This window comes from Sphingobium sp. B10D7B (genome assembly GCF_025961955.1).
GTDB lineage: Bacteria > Pseudomonadota > Alphaproteobacteria > Sphingomonadales > Sphingomonadaceae > Sphingobium.
In genome coordinates this window covers 2,671,683-2,687,515 of record NZ_JAOQOQ010000001.1, presented here as the reverse complement: position 1 = coordinate 2,687,515, position 15,833 = coordinate 2,671,683, and the positions used below count along the sequence as shown (strand labels likewise).

Below are 15,833 nucleotides of genomic sequence, written 5' to 3'. Positions count from 1 at the left end.
CCCTCATGCGGGCGCGCCCTCCACGATCAGCCCGTCGCGAATTTCCACGATGCGGTCGCAGCGCTGCGCGAGATCCGGGTCGTGGGTAATGATGATCAGCGTCGCCCCGCTCGCCTGCTGGCGGGTGAACAGAAGGTCGATGATCGCCGCGCCCGTGTGCCCGTCCAGATTGCCCGTCGGCTCATCGGCAAAGATGATCTGCGGCCCTGGCGCCACTGCGCGGGCAATCGCCACACGCTGCTGCTCCCCGCCGGAAAGCTGGGCAGGATAATGGTCGATGCGATGGCCAAGGCGCACCGCCCTCAGCTCCGCGCGCGCTCGCGCAAAGGCGTCCTCAAGCCCCGCCAACTCCAGCGGCACTGCGACATTCTCCACCGCCGTCATCGTCGGGAGCAGGTGGAAGGCCTGCAGCACGATGCCGATCTGCCCGCGCCGCGCCCGCGCCAGCCCGTCCTCATCCAGCGTGCTGAAATCCGTGCCTGCCACGCTCACGCTGCCGCTGCTCGCCTGCTCCAGACCGGAGAGCACAGCCATGAGCGAGGACTTGCCCGATCCCGAGGCGCCGAGGATCGCAATGCTCTCCCCGCGCATTATGTCCAGGTCCACGCCCTTGAGGATATCCACCTTCGCCTCGCCCGTGCCGAGCGAGAGGGTGACATTGCGGGCGCGGATGGCGATATGGGAGGCATCGATGGGTGCATGCATGCGGAAAGGGCCTCGCGTGGCAAAGACGTTTACTCGTTATGGTGTCTCACTGCTGCTTGTCCAAGCACTGCTCGCCTGTTCTTCACAAAGTCCCGACACTCAGGGGGATGCCAGTGCCGGCAATAACGCCGCCGCAGCCCTCTCCAATACGGCAAATGGCCCTGACGCCAGCAGCGCCCCGGTCGCGGACCGCAAGCTGGTCGTGGTCTTCGGGGACAGCCTCTACGCCGGCTACAATCTCGGCGCGCGCGAGGGCTTTGCCCCCGTGCTGGAGCGCGCTCTGGAGGGGCAGGGCGTGCCCGCGCAGGTGGTCAATGCCGGCGTCTCGGGCGATACCACCGCAGCCGGCCGCCAGCGCCTCGCCTTCACGCTCGACGGGCTGGAGCGCAAGCCGGACCTCGTGATCGTCGGCCTCGGCGGCAACGACATGCTGCGCGGCCTGGAGCCAAAGGAAACGCGCGCCAATCTCGATGCGATCCTCGCCGAGCTGCAAAAGCGCGGCATCCCCATCATGCTCACCGGCATGGTCTCCGCCCCCAATATGGGCGCCGAATACGCCAAGGCCTTCGATCCGATCTTCACCGATCTCGCGAAGAAATACGACGCCCCGCTCTACCCCTTCTTCCTCGATGGCGTGATCGGCAACCGCACCCTCATGCTCCCCGACGGCATCCACCCCAATCCGCAAGGCGTGGAGACGATTGTGGGACGGGTGGGGCCGCTGGTGGCGGGAGTGTTGAAGGGGGAGGGGGAGTAGGGGAACAGAGTCCTGATTGCGATCATGACCTCAACCGTTTGTGATGACGGCCATTCTCAGTCTTGCTTGGCGACCGTCACCCCTGCAATCCACACCTCCCCAGGTCTAGGCTGGCCTGTAGTAGGCGTCCCAATAACGAAGCGAGCTACGAGTTCTTCGGCGTTTGGACCGTAAAAGCGCGGCAGAATTGAGCCCCCACTGGAGTGTTCGACGGGGCCAACAAGCCCGCCACCATAAGGGATTCCAGACGTAATATAGCCGCTGCTGATGGTCCACCGGCCTAAGGCTGCACCCGCTGATCCCCCTGCGGAAATTTGATGCAGATCTAGGGCGCCTGTATATCTGCTCATGGCAAAGTCGAAATCGAAATTTGAAGATCCGCCCACTTCGAACGGTTGCGCGTCACCGAACGCACCGGTCCCGTAGACCACGCCACTATAGTGAGCACTGCCCGTCTTGACGGCCAGCATATTTAGAGGCGTTTGGAACCCGTAAGGGAAATAGCTGCGAATGGCATCGAAGCCTCCGTTCTCCTTAACGGTGTGCGTGGACCAGTAGCCAAAGCTGGCATAGGAGAGAGCGATGTCAGCGTTGGCGAGGCCTGGACGAAAAATCCCGAGCTCTGTCGGAACCTCATCGATAGTCTTCTGGTAGGTCACGAAACGCGAATTTTGTCCAACCCGGTCGGTGCTGGCGAAGGTGGCGTTCAATCCCGGTAGAAAGTCAGCGGTCAGTTTTACGCTGCCGTCCGTAGCGAGCGTAACTACCTGCCCGAGAAAATCTTGAAGCATCGTAGTGGTCCCCGCAGGAAACGCCGTGCCGGGATCCGTCCCTGATCTGAATTGTGCGACAGTTGTCTCTACCATCAAATCCTGCTGGAGGTTCATGAGATTGAGATTTATCGGATTGGGATTGGGGTTGCGTCGGCCAGTGATTGTGCCCACGAATCCCTCTCTGTTCAGGGTTGGATCGCCTTGCAGCGTAGCGAGAATCGTTGCGCCGATCTCCTCGGCATTGGGCCCGAAGAACTGCCCTTCGATTGATCCAGCATATGCGTGCGGTCCAACAACCAGTACCGTGCCTGCAAAGCTGTTAGCACTGCCGAGCCTGCCGAGGGCCTCGAATTTGGATGTGAACTCGCCCGGTTCCATCGTGACTAGATTGACTATCTGCACGTCAGCAGTTGCTGCAAAGTCGCCGGTCAAAAAATCCACGTTGAAAACGCCGGATCCTCCCAGACCCTGCGGTGAGTAGCCGCTCGAATTGGCGATGCCAAATAAGTCGATGTCCCAGGCTGCTGTTCCGACTCTGGGGATATTAGCTTCGGGAGTTGGGAATCCATAAGTGAACATACTGAACGAAGCCTTCTGCTTCGCGCCTTCCAATTCATCGTGTTGCCAATAGCCGAAGCCTACAAATTGGTTGGGATCAGTCTGTGAAAATTGCTGATGCGCAATCATCAGTACATCCCTTGTACCGCTAGAAGCTCCGCCGATCACGTAAGATAGTTGATTGGGAGAATTGCCCGCTTCTTTGTCCTCTGGAGTGAAGGTTTGCGAACGAATCGGCGTAGTTAACGTGTAACTATTGTTTACTGCGTCGTAACTTATGGTGAGCGCCTTACGATCATAAACACCCGAACTGCTCTGTAAGGTGTAAAGATCAAATTCCACCGCCGCGGATGGTGCGGACACTGCAAAAGTCTGGCTGGAATGGAGATCATTTACGGTCACGTTTGGCGCCGGCGTTGGTGTCGGCGATGGGGATGGAAGCGGCGGGGGTGTGTTGTTGACGCCACCTCCACCGCCGCTACATGCAGCAAGGATCGCAAAAGCCGCCAAGGGCAATTTACCGGTCCAACGCACTCGAAAAGTCCCTACGATAATTCCAATGTGGTTTGGCAATACCTCCGGCAGTTAATAGGTCAACTTGCCGTAGTTACGGAAATGAGGTTCTTCGTCACCGAATTCTTATCCTCTCGCTCCCCAACACCCCATTCCCCTCCCGCCCCACACGCGCTAGGGCGGCGCGATGATCCGCCTGACCGGTCTCACCCTGCCCCTCGATCACCCGGACGATGCTCTCGCGCCCGCCATTGCCGCGCGCCTTGGCATTCCGCCGGCCGATTTGCTCAGCCATGAGGTCGTGCGGCGCGGCAATGATGCGCGGCGCAAGAGTGCGATCCTGCTCGTCTATTCCGTGGATGTCGCCCTGCGCGATGAAGCCGCCGTGCTGGCGCGGTTCGCGGGCGACAAGGATGTGCGGCCGCGCCCGGATACGGACTATCGCTTCGTCGCCCGCGCGCCGGAGGGCTGGTCCGGCCTGCGCCCGGTGGTCATCGGCGCCGGGCCGTGCGGTCTGTTCGCGGGGCTGATCCTCGCGCAGATGGGCTTTCGCCCGATCATCGTGGATCGCGGCAAGGTGGTGCGGGAGCGGACCAAGGATACCTGGGGCCTGTGGCGCCGCTCACAGCTGAACCCGGACAGCAATGTCCAGTTCGGCGAGGGCGGCGCGGGCACCTTTTCGGACGGCAAGCTCTATTGCCGGGTGAAGGACCCGCGCTTCCTCGGCCGCAAGGTGCTGGAGGAATTCGTCCGCGCCGGCGCGCCGGAGGACATCCTCACCGAGGCGCATCCGCACATCGGCACCTTCCGCCTCGTCACCATGGTGGAGAGCATGCGCCGCACCATCGAGGGGCTTGGCGGCGAATATCGCTGGCAGACGCGGGTGGACGGGCTGGAGCTGGATCGCAGCGCGGATGGCAACATGGCCCTGCGCGGGCTCCATTTGCACGATGGCAGCTTTCTGGAGGCCGATCATGTCGTCCTCGCCGTCGGCCACAGCGCCCGGCCGACCTTCGAGATGCTGCACGAGCGCGGCGTCTTCATCGAGCCCAAACCTTTCTCGCTCGGCGTGCGCATCGAGCATCCGCAGGCCTGGGTGGATGAGGCGCGCTACGGGCGATACGCCAAGCATCCGGTGCTGGGCGCGGCCGCCTATAGCCTCAGCCATCATTGCGCCAACGGGCGCACCGTCTACAGCTTCTGCATGTGCCCCGGCGGCCGGGTGGTCGCGGCGACATCCGAGGAAGGGCGCGTCGTCACCAATGGCATGAGCCAATATTCCCGCGCCGAGTTCAATGCCAATTCGGGGCTGGTGGTGGGCATCGATCCCGCCCGCGATTATCCCGATGGGCCGCTGGCGGGGATCGCGCTGCAGCGGCATTGGGAATCGCTGGCCTTCGTCGCGGGTGGCTCAAACTATTGCGCGCCGGGGCAGAAGGTGGGGGATTTCCTGGCCGGGCGCGCCTCCACGGAGCTGGGCAGCATCACCCCCTCCTACAAGCCGGGCGTCAAGATGACGGACCTCGCCACCTGCCTACCGGAGTTCGTGCTGGAATCCTTCCACGAGGCGATCCCCGCCTTTGGCCGCCAAATCGCGCGCTACGATCACCCGGACGTGGTGATGACCGGCGTGGAAACGCGCACCTCCTCGCCGATCCGCATCACCCGCGGCAAGGATTATCAGAGCCTCAACGTCGCCCGCCTGTTCCCCGCCGGCGAGGGCGCGGGCTATGCCGGCGGCATCCTCTCGGCGGCGATGGACGGCATCAAGGTCGCCGAAGCCGTGGCGCAGAGCATCATGGCGCGGCGGTGAGGTATCGAGCCTAGACCTGCGCGGATAACCTCACACTTCGTCATTCCCGCGAACGCGGGAATCCAGGTCAGCGCTTCCGCTGGGGGCAGTGTCGAAGCTGGATTCCCGCGTTCGCGGGAATGACGAGGGATGAGGATCAGGGGAAGGCCGATCCGCACCTGCCGTTCACCCCGGCTTTCGATCCCAAACCGTAATCGTCCCGGCATCGCCATCCACCCGCACCCAGTCGCCGGTGCGGATGGCATCCAGCGGGTCCTGGTCGCACTCGGTCACGGTCGGCGTGCGCATCACCACCGCGCCGAGCGCGGCCTTGGTGGTCATGATGTTGAAGACCATCGCCACCGGCGAGGCGCCGCGCAGCTTGGACATGTGGAAGATGCTCGACCAGCCCGAGGATCCCTTGGCGCCGGGGAAGACCAGCACCTTGCCTGCAAAGCTCTGGCCCTTCAGCTCATGGCGGCTCTCGATCACCGTGCCGCTCATCGGGTTGACGCCGCCCCAGCCGGAGATCGTCTCGCGCGTCACCAGCGCCTCGCCCTCGGCGACGCCGGGCACGACAGAGCGACCGCGGATGATGAGGCGGGGCTTGTCCAGAACGTCGCTCATGCCAGGGCTCCTTTCCACTTGCCGGTACAGGCCGCATCCACGCAGTCGGCGGTGGTGCCATACCAGCCCTCAATGCCCATCATCGCGGGCAGATAATGCACCTGCTTGGCGCTATCGAGCGCCGCGACCTTCGTGCCCTTGGGCACCGCCTGGCTGATTGCCGAGCAGGTGTCGGTCATGAGGTAGGCGCCCGCATCACGCAGGATCTTGGAATAGCCATTGGCGTCCGCCGTCGCCTTCACCGCGCGGCTGGTGAACACCCACAAGGCGCTGTTGGCGCTCACCTTGCGCCCCTCGATCAGAGCGCAGACCTGGGCGATCTGCTCGATGGAATAATGCGGGCAGCCGAGCATGACATAATCGACATCCTCGCTGGAGCCGACGCTGTTCAGCGTCTCGTAGATGCGCCGCCGCGCCGCCGCGTCATAGACGAAGCGCTCGCCTTTCGCCGCGCCGCCGAAGGCCGTCTCCACGCTCGGCGCCTCGGGGGTGATGCCGACCATGTGATACATCTCGACGCCGCCGGACGAGGCCGCCGCCGCGCCGAAATGCTTGTGGCGGATGAGGCTCGCCTCGCTGATGTCCCCGGTGATGACGGGGATCGTGTCCTGCACCGCATCGCCGACGAAATAGCCGAGCATCCCCCATTCGAAGATGCTGTCGACCGGCACCTGCACGTCCACGCTGTGCTGCCCCTTGCGGAAGTCGTCCCGGTGGAAGCCCCAGTCGGGAATGCGCTTGGCCAGCATCGCGGCGCTGGTGGATTCGCGTCCCTCGCAATTGGTCCGTGCGCCGATGACGGAGTTGGCGAACACCACCGCGCTGGATTCCATCCACGCGCAATGCTCGCCCATCACGGGCACATTACCGGCGAGATAGGGCGTGCAGGTCTTGAGGATCTGGATGCCGTGCGCGGCGACTTCCGCCTCGTCGGAGACGAAATTGTCGTGCGCCTCCGCCGTCATGCCCTGTTCCTGCCAGAGCGTGGGGTCCATGCCGCCCTGCAGATGGCACGAAAAGGCGTTCATGCGCGGCACGTCCACAACTTCGTCGCTGTCGAGATCGAAGCGGGAGAAGACGGCGCGATAATCGCCGCCATCCGCCGCGTAATAATCTTTCACCCATTGCGGGGCGGAGCCGGGCACGCCGGCAACGTTGTTTGTCTCGACGAAGCGCTCCGCGCCAAGCGCGTCGGCATAGCGGATCAGCAGTTCCATGGCTTTTTGCGTCGCGGCGCCGGACTCTCCGTCCAGCATGGCTTGTTCGGCATCGGTCAGCATCACCATGGCAGGCTCTCCATTATTCGTTACCTTACTATCGATCAGGATGGCGCGAGAAGCAAGGCTCGTGATTGCCTCGCAGCGCGAAGCCTGCCTCATCGAGCACAGAAAAATCCGTGGTAAATGCTCTTTTCACACTGGGGGGATAGAGGCATAGTCTCCTGAGCCATTGAATCACGGGCCTTTGCCGGGCCGCTGGGAGTTGATGTGAGCGCTGCTTTCCGCTTTCCGCGGTTCTTCATGACCAATGCCGGACCGTGCCCCTATCTGCCTGGGCGCACGGAGCGGAAGGTGTTTACCGAGCTGACCGGCGAGCATGCGTCCGAGCTCAATGACGCGCTGGGCCGCATCGGCTTTCGCCGCAGCCAGAACGTCGCCTATCGCCCGAGCTGCGCGGATTGCACCGCCTGCGTTTCGGTGCGGATCGTGGCGAACGAATTCAAGCCCAATGCGACGCAACGCCGCCTCGTGCGCCGCAATAGCGATCTGGTGGTGCGGGCGTGCAAGCCTTGGTCCACCGACGAGCAATTCTCGCTGCTCCAACGCTATCTCGCCGCCCGCCACCCGACCGGCGGAATGACCGAGATGGACGAGATCGACTTCGCCGACATGGTCGAGCAGACGCCGGTCGAGACCTATCTCATCGAATATCGCGAGCCTGGGGAAGACGGCCGCCCCGGGCGGCTGATCGGCGCCTGCCTGACCGACAAGCAGGGCGATGGGCTGTCGATGATCTACAGCTTCTTCGAGCCAGAGCTGGAAGGCCGCAATGGCCTCGGCAGCTACATCATCGTCGACCACATCCTGCGCGCCCAACGCGCCGGCCTGCCCTATGTGTACCTCGGTTACTGGGTCGAAGGCTCGGACCGGATGAATTACAAGGTCCGCTATCAGCCGATGGAAAAGCTCGGCCGCGCCGGCTGGGAGCGGCTGGTGCTGCCGGCTGGCCAGTCCGACGCTCCGAATGCCGGCCGCCCGGAACAGAGCCTGACTCGCGACCATGAGGGGCGCGTGCTCAAATAATCGGCCTGCGGCCGTCTGGAGGGGCTTGTCGAGGGTGCGCGGCGACTTGCGCTGGGAGGGGCGCCAATGGCGAGCAGGTAGGCATCTCCGACCTTCACCGTTCGTGCTGAGTAGGGTCTGAGTAGCGCCGCAGGCGCAATCGAAGAGCCGTATCGAAGTATCCCCGCGCATGGGCAGTCCTTCGATACGCCGCTTCGACAAGCTCAGCGGCTACTCAGGACGAACGGAGGTTCGGGCTGCATTGGCGTCGTGTCAGCGAGGGCAGCTTTCGCATTTACAATCGAAAGGCCGCCCTTTCGTGCAAGAGCGCCTCGTGCACACCACCCGTCCATAAACGCTAAGGGTCCGGCCGCTCGAAAGCTGCCGGACCCCTGCTGGAAAGCCCCCCGGTTCCAGTTCGCTCGGGGCGTTTGGCCGCGATGTTGCGCCTTGCGGCCGTGCGCCGTGGTGCGAGCGATAAGGGGAGGCTATCAATGCCTTAGCGGCTTGGCGAGTCCGCTCGCCCCGTCGCGCGTCCCAAAGTGGATCAGCCGAAAGGCCTGTGCGTCAGCTTGCCAGAGCGGGGGCGATTGCTGCGCAGAGCGCGTCCAGCCCGGCGGCGTCGGCCTCGTCGAAGCGGGCGGGGCGGGGACTGTCGAGATCGAGCACGCCGATCAGCGCGCCTTCGTGGATCACCGGCACGACCAGTTCCGATGCGGAGGCGGCATCGCAGGCGATGTGGCCCGGGAAGGCGTGGACATCCTCGACGCGCTGGACCTGCCGGGTCGCCGCAGCCGTACCGCACACGCCGCTGCCCAGCGCGATGCGGATGCAGGCAGGCTTGCCCTGAAACGGGCCGAGCACCAGCACGTCATCGACCAGCCGGTAGAAGCCGGCCCAGTTGAGATCAGGCACATATTGCCAGATCAGCGCCGCGACATTTGCCATATTGGCGATGGCGTCCGGCTCGCCCTCGGTCAGCGCACGGGCCGCAGCGAGGAGATCGGCATAAAGAGCGGGCTTGTGGCTGCCCGTTGCGGGAGAAAAATCGTACATGCCTGCCCATTTAGGCGCCGCTTGTCCCCCGCGCCAGCCTCTTGGCTCTTGCGGATCGGGCCGCCGCATGGTCTTCAGGCGCAGGATTATCGGGCGGTTAACGAAACGGGGAAGCAGCCATGGAGCCGATCGGGCAGGCAGGCGTGAGCGAAGCGGAGGAGATGCGGGCGCTGGGCCGGGACGTCGGGCGCCGTGGCGTCGAGCGGCTTAGCACCGGCATGACGCGCTTGGTGGAGGAGGCCTCCGCGCTCTATCGCTGGGCGCTCACGATGCTGGTTCTGCTGAATGCCGGCGGCCTGTGCCTGAGCCTGCTCGCGCGGGACAGCCTGGGGCCGGATGCCCTCCCGCAAGTGGCGCTCACCTTCTTTGGCGGCATGATGATGGCGCTGCTGGCGTCGCTCGTTGGCCTGGCGCTCACGGTCCCACTGGCTGGAGCGATGCGGCGAGCGATGACGGATTGGACCGAGGTTTCTCTCTCCGGCGAGCTGAGCGATGCGGCGACGACCTCCGCCCGCTACGTCCGCCGGATGGGGACGGTGTGGATCGCCGCAATGGGCCTGGTCGGACTGATTGCGCTGGCTTTGTTTGCGGCGGGGGCGCTCATGCTCGGCGAGCGGCTGGGCGCCTTCGGTCCCTCGAGCGAGCCCGCCGCTACGGTGGAGAGCGCGGCGCCCGAGGCCGCTGCGAACAGCACCGCGCCCGCCATTCCTCTCCCTGACGCCGCCGCGCCGCCGGTGTCGGCGGTTGCGCCGGCGCCCAGTCCTGCCGCGCGCCCGGCCCAAATTCGAACACAGGCGCAGCCACGCGCCGCGACAGCCGCACCTGCGCCCGCAGCGCGGAGCGAGCGGCAGGCCTCACCGCCGCCGGTCCGATCCGCGCCTGCACGCACCACATCGCAGCCCGCGTCTGCGAATCCGGCCCCGCCTCCCGCCGCGTCCTCGCCTTCGGTGCCGAGTGAGGCGCCGCTGCTGTCTCCCGGCGCCCCCACCACCGGAAACTGATCGTCAGGCCCGGCAGCGATTGGCTCTTGCGACAGTGCCCCGCGCCGGGTGATGAGGGGCCATGCCGCGCATCCAGATCACGCGATCGATCAGCATCGATGAGGACGAGCTTCTCGAGAGCGCCACGCGCGCGTCCGGGGCTGGCGGTCAGCATGTCAATACCACCGACAGCGCGGTCATTCTCCGCTTCGATGTCGCTGATTCGCCCTCCTTGCCGGAGGCAGTCAAGACGCGCCTTGCCGTGCTGGCCGGCGCGCGGATGACAGGGGAGGGCGTGCTCATCCTGCGCAGCGAGGGCTCGCGTTCGCAGTTCGAGAACCGGCGCGAAGTGCGCGAGCGGCTGTGCGATCTGATCGCGCAGGCCACCATCGTGCCCAAGAAGCGCAAGCCGACCAAGCCCACCAAGGCCTCGCAAGTGCGCCGCGTCGAGGGCAAGACCAAGCGCGCGTCGGTAAAAGCTGGGCGGGGGAAGTGGCGGGAGTGACAGGCGACGATCGCGAGGCGGTCGCGTCAAGCGCCTGAGTCTGGGCCGGTGGCCGGTACAGGCGCAGGCCGGCCCGCGCGTTCGTCTCCAGAGGAATGAGCCTTGGCTCGAGCCATCCCGCAATCGTCTTCACGCCGATTCTTTGCGGACTGGCCGCTCTCGACCTCCCGATTTTCATGGCTGACTGCGACGGCCTCAGCCTGTCACCACGATTTCCGCCAGAATGGCATCGAGCAGCAGCATTCCAGCCGGGGTGACGCGTAGGCGCTCGCCGGTTTGCTCGAGCAGGCCATGGCCGACCAGCTTTGCAATGGCGTCCTTGTCCACTAGCGACGGGCGGTCCAACCCGGTGCGCTGGCTGAGCGCGGCCAGATCGATCCCTTCGGCAAGGCGCAGGCCCATCATCAGCGCTTCGGCCGCCTGTTCGCCGGCGGGCAGCACGCGCTCCTCGGCGAGGCCATGGCCATTGCGATCCAGCGCCGCCATCCAGTTTTCGGGCTTGCGATGACGCACGGTGGCCATGCCGCCGCGCCGACCATGCGCACCGGGACCGACGCCGGCATAATCGGCATAGCGCCAGTAAGCGAGGTTGTGCCGGCTCTCCTGCCCCGGCGCGGCGTGGTTGGAGACTTCATAGGCCGGGCGGCGGGCCGCCAGCGTCATGGCCTGCGTCAACTCGAACAGCGTCGCGGCATGGTCCGCATCGGCGGGCACCAGCGTGCCCCGGCGCACGTCGGTTTCGAACCGCGTGCCGGGCTCGATGGTCAGTTGATAGAGCGAGAGATGATCGGTGCCGAAGCTGAGCGCGCGGGCCAGTTCGCGCTCCCAGTCCGCCTCGCTCTGGCCGGGGCGCGCATAGATGAGGTCGAGGCTGACGCGCGGCACGCAGGCCTGCGCGGCCGCCAGCGCCCTGAGGCCTTCGTCCACGCCGTGCGCCCGGCCCAGAAAGCGCAGGGCCGCATCATCCAGCGCCTGCAGGCCCAGCGAAAGGCGGTTCACCCCGGCGGATGCCACCTGCGCAAAGCGCGCGGCCTCGGCGCTGTTCGGATTGGCCTCCATGGTGATCTCGATGTCGTCCGCGACCGCCCAGTGGCCCGCCGCCGCATTGATCAGCGCGGCCACCGTCTCGGGCGGCATCAGCGAGGGCGTGCCGCCGCCGAAGAAAATGCTGCCCAGCGTCCGGCCCGGCAGCAGCGCGGCTTCATGGGCCAGATCGGCCAGCAGCGCGGCGCGCCACGCGGCCTGATCCACGGTGTCGCGGACATGGCTGTTGAAGTCGCAATAGGGGCATTTGGCCACGCAGAACGGCCAGTGGATATAGAGGGCAAGCGGCGCGGGAGAGGCCATGGCCGCCGCTATAGCGGACTGCGCGCCAAAGTCAGCCCATGGCGAATATGCCACGGTTCAGTGGTTAAATATTAATTAACAATGATTTAACGCAATTTATTGGTGAAGAAAATGTTTTCCCAACCGTTCATACTGAGCTAGGTTCCACACCGGAACCGCAGGGGGAACGGCGGACGCACATGGACGCGGGCAAAGGGCGAGAAGTGGTGCGACGGCGTATGCGGGCGGCGATGGGCCTGATCGCGCTCTGCACCCTGACGCCGGCGCCCGTGCTGGCTGGCGATGCGCCTTCTGCTGCGATGCCGCGCGATGTGACGCATTTCCGCGATATCATGCTGGCTGCTCACAATGGCGAACGCGCCGCGCGGGGCGTGCCGAAGCTGGCGTGGAGCGATGAACTCGCAGCCGATGCGGCGCAGAGCGCCACCCGGCTGGCGCAGGAGCCGGACCCGATTGCGGCCCATCACAAATCCGGCGGCGCGGGCAACTATGGCGAGAATCTGTGGGCCGGCACCCGCGATGCCTATGCCTATGAGGAAATGGCGGCAAGCTGGCTGGAAGAGCGCGCGCTCTACCTAGATGCGCCGGTGCCGGACATTTCGCGCAGCGGCAATTGGGCGGATGTTGGCCATTATTCACAGATCATCTGGGCCGGCACGCGCCGCGTCGGCTGTGCGCTTCACCCCACGGCGACGCTGGACGTGCTGGTGTGCCGCTACGATCCGGCGGGCAATGTCTACGGGCACCGCGCGTCTGTCGATTATGCCGGGCGCTGAGCGCGGGGCGTCCTTTCAGAACAGCGCCGTAACCAGTTGCTCGAATGCGCGGGCACGGTGGCTGACGGCCTGCTTGGCCTCCATGGGCATCTCGCCAAAGGTCTGCGTCGCCCCGGTCGGCAGGAACACCGGATCATAGCCAAAGCCCTGCGCGCCGCGCGGCGGCCAGACGAGACTGCCGGCGACGCGGCCCTCGAACAAAACGGTCTCGCCATCCGGCCAGGCGAGGCAGAGCGTGCAGACGAAGGCCGCGCTGCGGTCCGCCTGCGGGCCTTGCGCGCAGAGCAGGCCTTCGACCTTGCCCATCGCCATATACCAGTCGCGCCCGGGCTCGCCCTCGAACCATTGCCGCTCCGCCCAGTCGGCGGTGTAGACGCCGGGTCTTCCACCCAGCGCCGCCACATCGAGGCCGCTGTCATCGGCCAGCGCGGGCAGGCCGGAGGCGGTGGCGGAGGCGAGCGCCTTGAGGGCGGCGTTTTCCGCGAAGGTGGTGCCGGTCTCCTCCGGCTCGGGCAGGCCGAGCGATCCGGCAGACACCGGCGCCATGCCATAAGGCCCGAGCAGCGCGCTGATCTCACGCACCTTGCCTTCATTGTGGCTCGCGATGACGAGCTTGCCGGGTTCCAGTTTGCGGTTCATTCAGCGCTCTCTTTCCGTTCGTGTCGAGCGAAGTCGAGACACGTCCAGCATAGTCCTTCCGTGTTTCGACTTCGCTCGACACGAACGGGAGGTAACTCACCGCCCCGTGGCGCGGTCTTGTGCGGCGAAGATCTGGGTGCAGCCGATGCGCGCAAGGCGCAGCAGGCGCAGCAGCGCTTCCTCGTCATAGGTCGCGCCTTCCGCCGTCGCCTGCGCCTCGGCGATATTGCCGTTGGAAAGCAGCACGAAATTGGCGTCGGCATGGGCATTGCTGTCCTCGATATAATCGAGGTCGAGCACCGGATTGCCCTGATAGATGCCGCAGGAGACCGCCGCCACCTTCGCCTGGATCGGATCGGAGGTCAGCGCGCCGCTGGCGAGCAGCTTGTCGACCGCGATCCGCAGCGCCACCCAGGCGCCGGAGATGCTGGCCGTGCGAGTGCCGCCATCGGCCTGGATCACGTCGCAATCGAGCGTGATTTGCCGCTCGCCGAGTGCCTTCAAATCCACCACCGCCCGGAGCGAGCGGCCGATCAGCCGCTGAATCTCCTGCGTGCGCCCAGACTGCTTGCCCTTGGCTGCCTCGCGTGACCCACGCGTGTGCGTGGCACGGGGGAGCATGCCATATTCCGCCGTCACCCAGCCTTCGCCCTTGCCGCGCAGAAACGGCGGCACCCGCTCTTCTACGCTCGCCGTGCAGAGCACCCGCGTATCGCCAAAGGAAACGAGACAGCTGCCTTCGGCATGAACGGTAAAGCCGGGTTCCATGGCGATCGTGCGCATTTCGTCGGGGGCGCGGCCAGATGGGCGCATGAGCATGTCCTTTTAGTCTGCTGAAATTTGCCCGCGCTCTAGCGCCCCTGTTGCGACTTGGCCAGCGCCGCGCGCCGTCCTACATACGGGGCATGTCCGGGCCGCCCATCAACCTTTTGAGCGATCGCGCGCGCGATATCTTTCGCGTCGTCGTGGAATCCTACATCGGCACCGGAGCGCCGGTCGGTTCGCGCACGATCAGCCGATTGAGCGGGCTCAACCTTTCGCCGGCGTCGATCCGCAATGTGATGCAGGATCTCGAGGAAGCGGGGCTGCTCGCTGCGCCGCATACCTCGGCGGGGCGGATGCCGACCGAATCCGGTCTGCGCCTCTTCGTGGACGCGATGATGCAGGTCGCCGAGCCCTCCGAGGACGAGAAGCGCGCCATCGAGCGGCAATTGACCGGTGAAGGGCCGATCGAGGAAGCGCTCAACGCCGCGTCTGCCTTGCTCTCCGGCCTCTCGGCCTGCGCCGGGCTGGTGATGGTCCCGCGCCGCGAAACATTGCTCAAGCAGTTCGGCTTTGCCTGGCTGTCGGACCGGCAGGCGCTGGCCGTGCTGGTCGGGCAGGATGGCACGGTCGAGAACCGCATTGTCGATCTGCCGGCCGGCACGACGCCTTCCATGCTGGTTGAGGCGGCCAATTATCTCTCCGCCCACGCCACCGGTCGCACGCTGAGTGAGGTGCAGGCCTGGCTGAGCGGGCAGATCGAGGCGGAGGAAACGGCGCTCGATGAGGCTTCGCGCCATTTGGTCGCGCGGGGCGTGGCAGCGTGGAGTCGCGATACCGAGGACCGGCCCGTGCTCATCGTGCGCGGCCAAGCCAATCTGCTCGACGAGCAATCCGCTGCTGATCTCGAGCGCGTGCGCCAGTTGCTGGATGAGCTGGAGGGCAAGAGCGAGATCGCCCGCCTGCTGGACAGCGCCCGCGCCGGTGCCGCGACCAAGATCTTCATCGGCTCGGAGAACAAGCTCTTTTCCCTGAGCGGCTCTTCGGTCATAGCAGCGCCATATCGCGGACCCGGCGGGCAGGTGGTCGGCGTGGTCGGTGTGATCGGCCCAACCCGGTTGAACTATGCCCGCGTCGTCCCCATGGTGGACTTCACCGCACAGACCCTCAGCAGATTGATGAAATGACGGAAGACATGACTGACCAGACCAACAATGAGAATGAGACCCTGGCCGCTGACATCGCCGAGGGCGCGGGCGAGACGCTGAGCCGCGAGGAGATCGCCGCCGCGCGCATCGCCGCGCTGGAGGAAGATCTGGCCAACGCCAAGCAGGAAACGCTCTACGCTGTCGCGGATACCCAGAATGTCCGTCGCCGGCTGGAGAAGGAACTGGCCGATACCCGCGCTTATGCCGCGACCGCCTTCGCCCGCGACATTCTCTCCGTGGCCGACAATCTCAGCCGCGCGCTGGAAGCCATTCCGGCCGAACTGCGCGCGGATGAAAAGGTGAAAGGCCTGATCGCCGGCCTCGATGCCACCGGCAAGGAGATGGAGAGCGCGCTGCGCAAGCATGGCGTGGAGAAGTTCACTTCTGTGGGCGAGCCGCTCGATCCCAACAAGCATCAGGCGATGATTGAGATGCCCTCCGCAGACGCAGCGCCGGGCACCATCGTGCAGGAGATGCAGGCCGGCTACATGATCAAGGATCGCCTGCTGCGCCCGGCTCTGGTCGGCGTGGCCAAGGCGGCGGAGTAACAGGC

Annotated in this window: 16 protein-coding genes; 8 read left to right on the top strand and 8 right to left on the bottom strand. The window is 65.3% G+C overall.

Going from position 1 to position 15,833, the window contains the following annotated elements; genetic code table 11:
• Positions 1-3: 3 nt before the first annotated feature.
• Positions 4-705: an ABC transporter ATP-binding protein gene (locus M2331_RS12775; protein WP_181560627.1), complete on the bottom strand. Its 702-nt coding sequence runs from the start codon at positions 703-705 to the stop codon at positions 4-6.
• On the opposite strand from M2331_RS12775, the gene M2331_RS12770 reads away from it, so the two are divergent.
• Entirely contained in the window at positions 704-1,462 is a 759-nt protein-coding gene (locus M2331_RS12770) for an arylesterase (protein WP_181560626.1), read from the top strand. The two genes, M2331_RS12775 and M2331_RS12770, sit on opposite strands and share 2 nt — an antisense overlap.
• Positions 1,463-1,518: 56 nt before the next feature.
• Here the strand turns inward: M2331_RS12770 and M2331_RS12765 are convergent, their stop codons facing one another.
• Positions 1,519-3,195: a hypothetical protein gene (locus M2331_RS12765; protein WP_181560625.1), complete on the bottom strand. Its 1,677-nt coding sequence runs from the start codon at positions 3,193-3,195 to the stop codon at positions 1,519-1,521.
• A gap of 298 nt (positions 3,196-3,493) precedes the next feature.
• Between M2331_RS12765 and M2331_RS12760 the strand changes: the two genes are divergently transcribed.
• A complete protein-coding gene (locus tag M2331_RS12760; protein WP_181560624.1) occupies positions 3,494-5,119 on the top strand; it encodes an NAD(P)/FAD-dependent oxidoreductase in 1,626 nt (541 codons plus the stop codon).
• 165 nt (positions 5,120-5,284) lie between these two features.
• On the opposite strand, the gene M2331_RS12755 is transcribed toward M2331_RS12760, so the two are convergent.
• Positions 5,285-5,725 (bottom strand): aconitase X swivel domain-containing protein, encoded by a 441-nt coding sequence (locus M2331_RS12755; RefSeq protein ID WP_181560623.1) that lies wholly within the window; start codon positions 5,723-5,725, stop codon positions 5,285-5,287.
• The gene (locus M2331_RS12750; protein ID WP_264587857.1) at positions 5,722-7,011 is read right to left on the bottom strand and encodes an aconitase X catalytic domain-containing protein; all 1,290 of its coding nucleotides are present in this window, start codon (positions 7,009-7,011) and stop codon (positions 5,722-5,724) included. The genes M2331_RS12755 and M2331_RS12750 overlap by 4 nt, the downstream gene beginning before the upstream one ends.
• 201 nt (positions 7,012-7,212) lie before the next feature.
• Between M2331_RS12750 and M2331_RS12745 the strand changes: the two genes are divergently transcribed.
• Entirely contained in the window at positions 7,213-8,028 is an 816-nt protein-coding gene (locus M2331_RS12745; RefSeq protein WP_264585756.1) for an arginyltransferase, read from the top strand.
• 546 nt (positions 8,029-8,574) lie between these two features.
• Here the strand turns inward: M2331_RS12745 and M2331_RS12740 are convergent.
• Positions 8,575-9,063, bottom strand: a complete 489-nt coding sequence (locus tag M2331_RS12740; protein ID WP_181560622.1) for a GAF domain-containing protein — start codon at positions 9,061-9,063, stop codon at positions 8,575-8,577.
• Between the two features lie 119 nt (positions 9,064-9,182).
• Between M2331_RS12740 and M2331_RS12735 the strand changes: the two genes are divergently transcribed.
• Together M2331_RS12735 and arfB are read left to right on the top strand one after the other, a co-directional pair.
• On the top strand, positions 9,183-10,064 hold the full coding sequence (locus tag M2331_RS12735; RefSeq protein ID WP_181560621.1) for a hypothetical protein: 882 nt from the start codon (positions 9,183-9,185) through the stop codon (positions 10,062-10,064).
• Between the two features lie 61 nt (positions 10,065-10,125).
• On the top strand, positions 10,126-10,548 hold the full coding sequence (gene arfB, locus M2331_RS12730) for an alternative ribosome rescue aminoacyl-tRNA hydrolase ArfB (protein WP_181560620.1): 423 nt from the start codon (positions 10,126-10,128) through the stop codon (positions 10,546-10,548).
• Positions 10,549-10,743: 195 nt separating this feature from the next.
• Here the strand turns inward: arfB and hemW are convergent, their stop codons facing one another.
• Positions 10,744-11,895 carry a radical SAM family heme chaperone HemW gene (gene hemW, locus M2331_RS12725; protein ID WP_181560619.1) on the bottom strand — a complete coding sequence of 384 codons (1,152 nt, stop codon included), beginning with the start codon at positions 11,893-11,895 and terminating at the stop codon, positions 10,744-10,746.
• Between the two features lie 179 nt (positions 11,896-12,074).
• Between hemW and M2331_RS12720 the strand changes: the two genes are divergently transcribed.
• A complete protein-coding gene (locus M2331_RS12720) occupies positions 12,075-12,671 on the top strand; it encodes a CAP domain-containing protein (protein ID WP_264592389.1) in 597 nt (198 codons plus the stop codon).
• 15 nt (positions 12,672-12,686) lie between these two features.
• Here the strand turns inward: M2331_RS12720 and rdgB are convergent, their stop codons facing one another.
• Complete coding sequence (rdgB, locus tag M2331_RS12715; RefSeq protein ID WP_181560618.1) at positions 12,687-13,310, bottom strand: RdgB/HAM1 family non-canonical purine NTP pyrophosphatase; 624 nt, start codon at positions 13,308-13,310, stop codon at positions 12,687-12,689.
• 96 nt (positions 13,311-13,406) lie between these two features.
• On the bottom strand, positions 13,407-14,123 hold the full coding sequence (rph, locus tag M2331_RS12710; RefSeq protein WP_181560617.1) for a ribonuclease PH: 717 nt from the start codon (positions 14,121-14,123) through the stop codon (positions 13,407-13,409).
• A gap of 92 nt (positions 14,124-14,215) precedes the next feature.
• Between rph and hrcA the strand changes: the two genes are divergently transcribed.
• Positions 14,216-15,259: a heat-inducible transcriptional repressor HrcA gene (gene hrcA / locus M2331_RS12705; RefSeq protein WP_181560616.1), complete on the top strand. Its 1,044-nt coding sequence runs from the start codon at positions 14,216-14,218 to the stop codon at positions 15,257-15,259.
• Between the two features lie 8 nt (positions 15,260-15,267).
• Positions 15,268-15,828: a nucleotide exchange factor GrpE gene (gene grpE, locus M2331_RS12700; RefSeq protein WP_413715147.1), complete on the top strand. Its 561-nt coding sequence runs from the start codon at positions 15,268-15,270 to the stop codon at positions 15,826-15,828.
• Positions 15,829-15,833 lie beyond the last annotated feature (5 nt).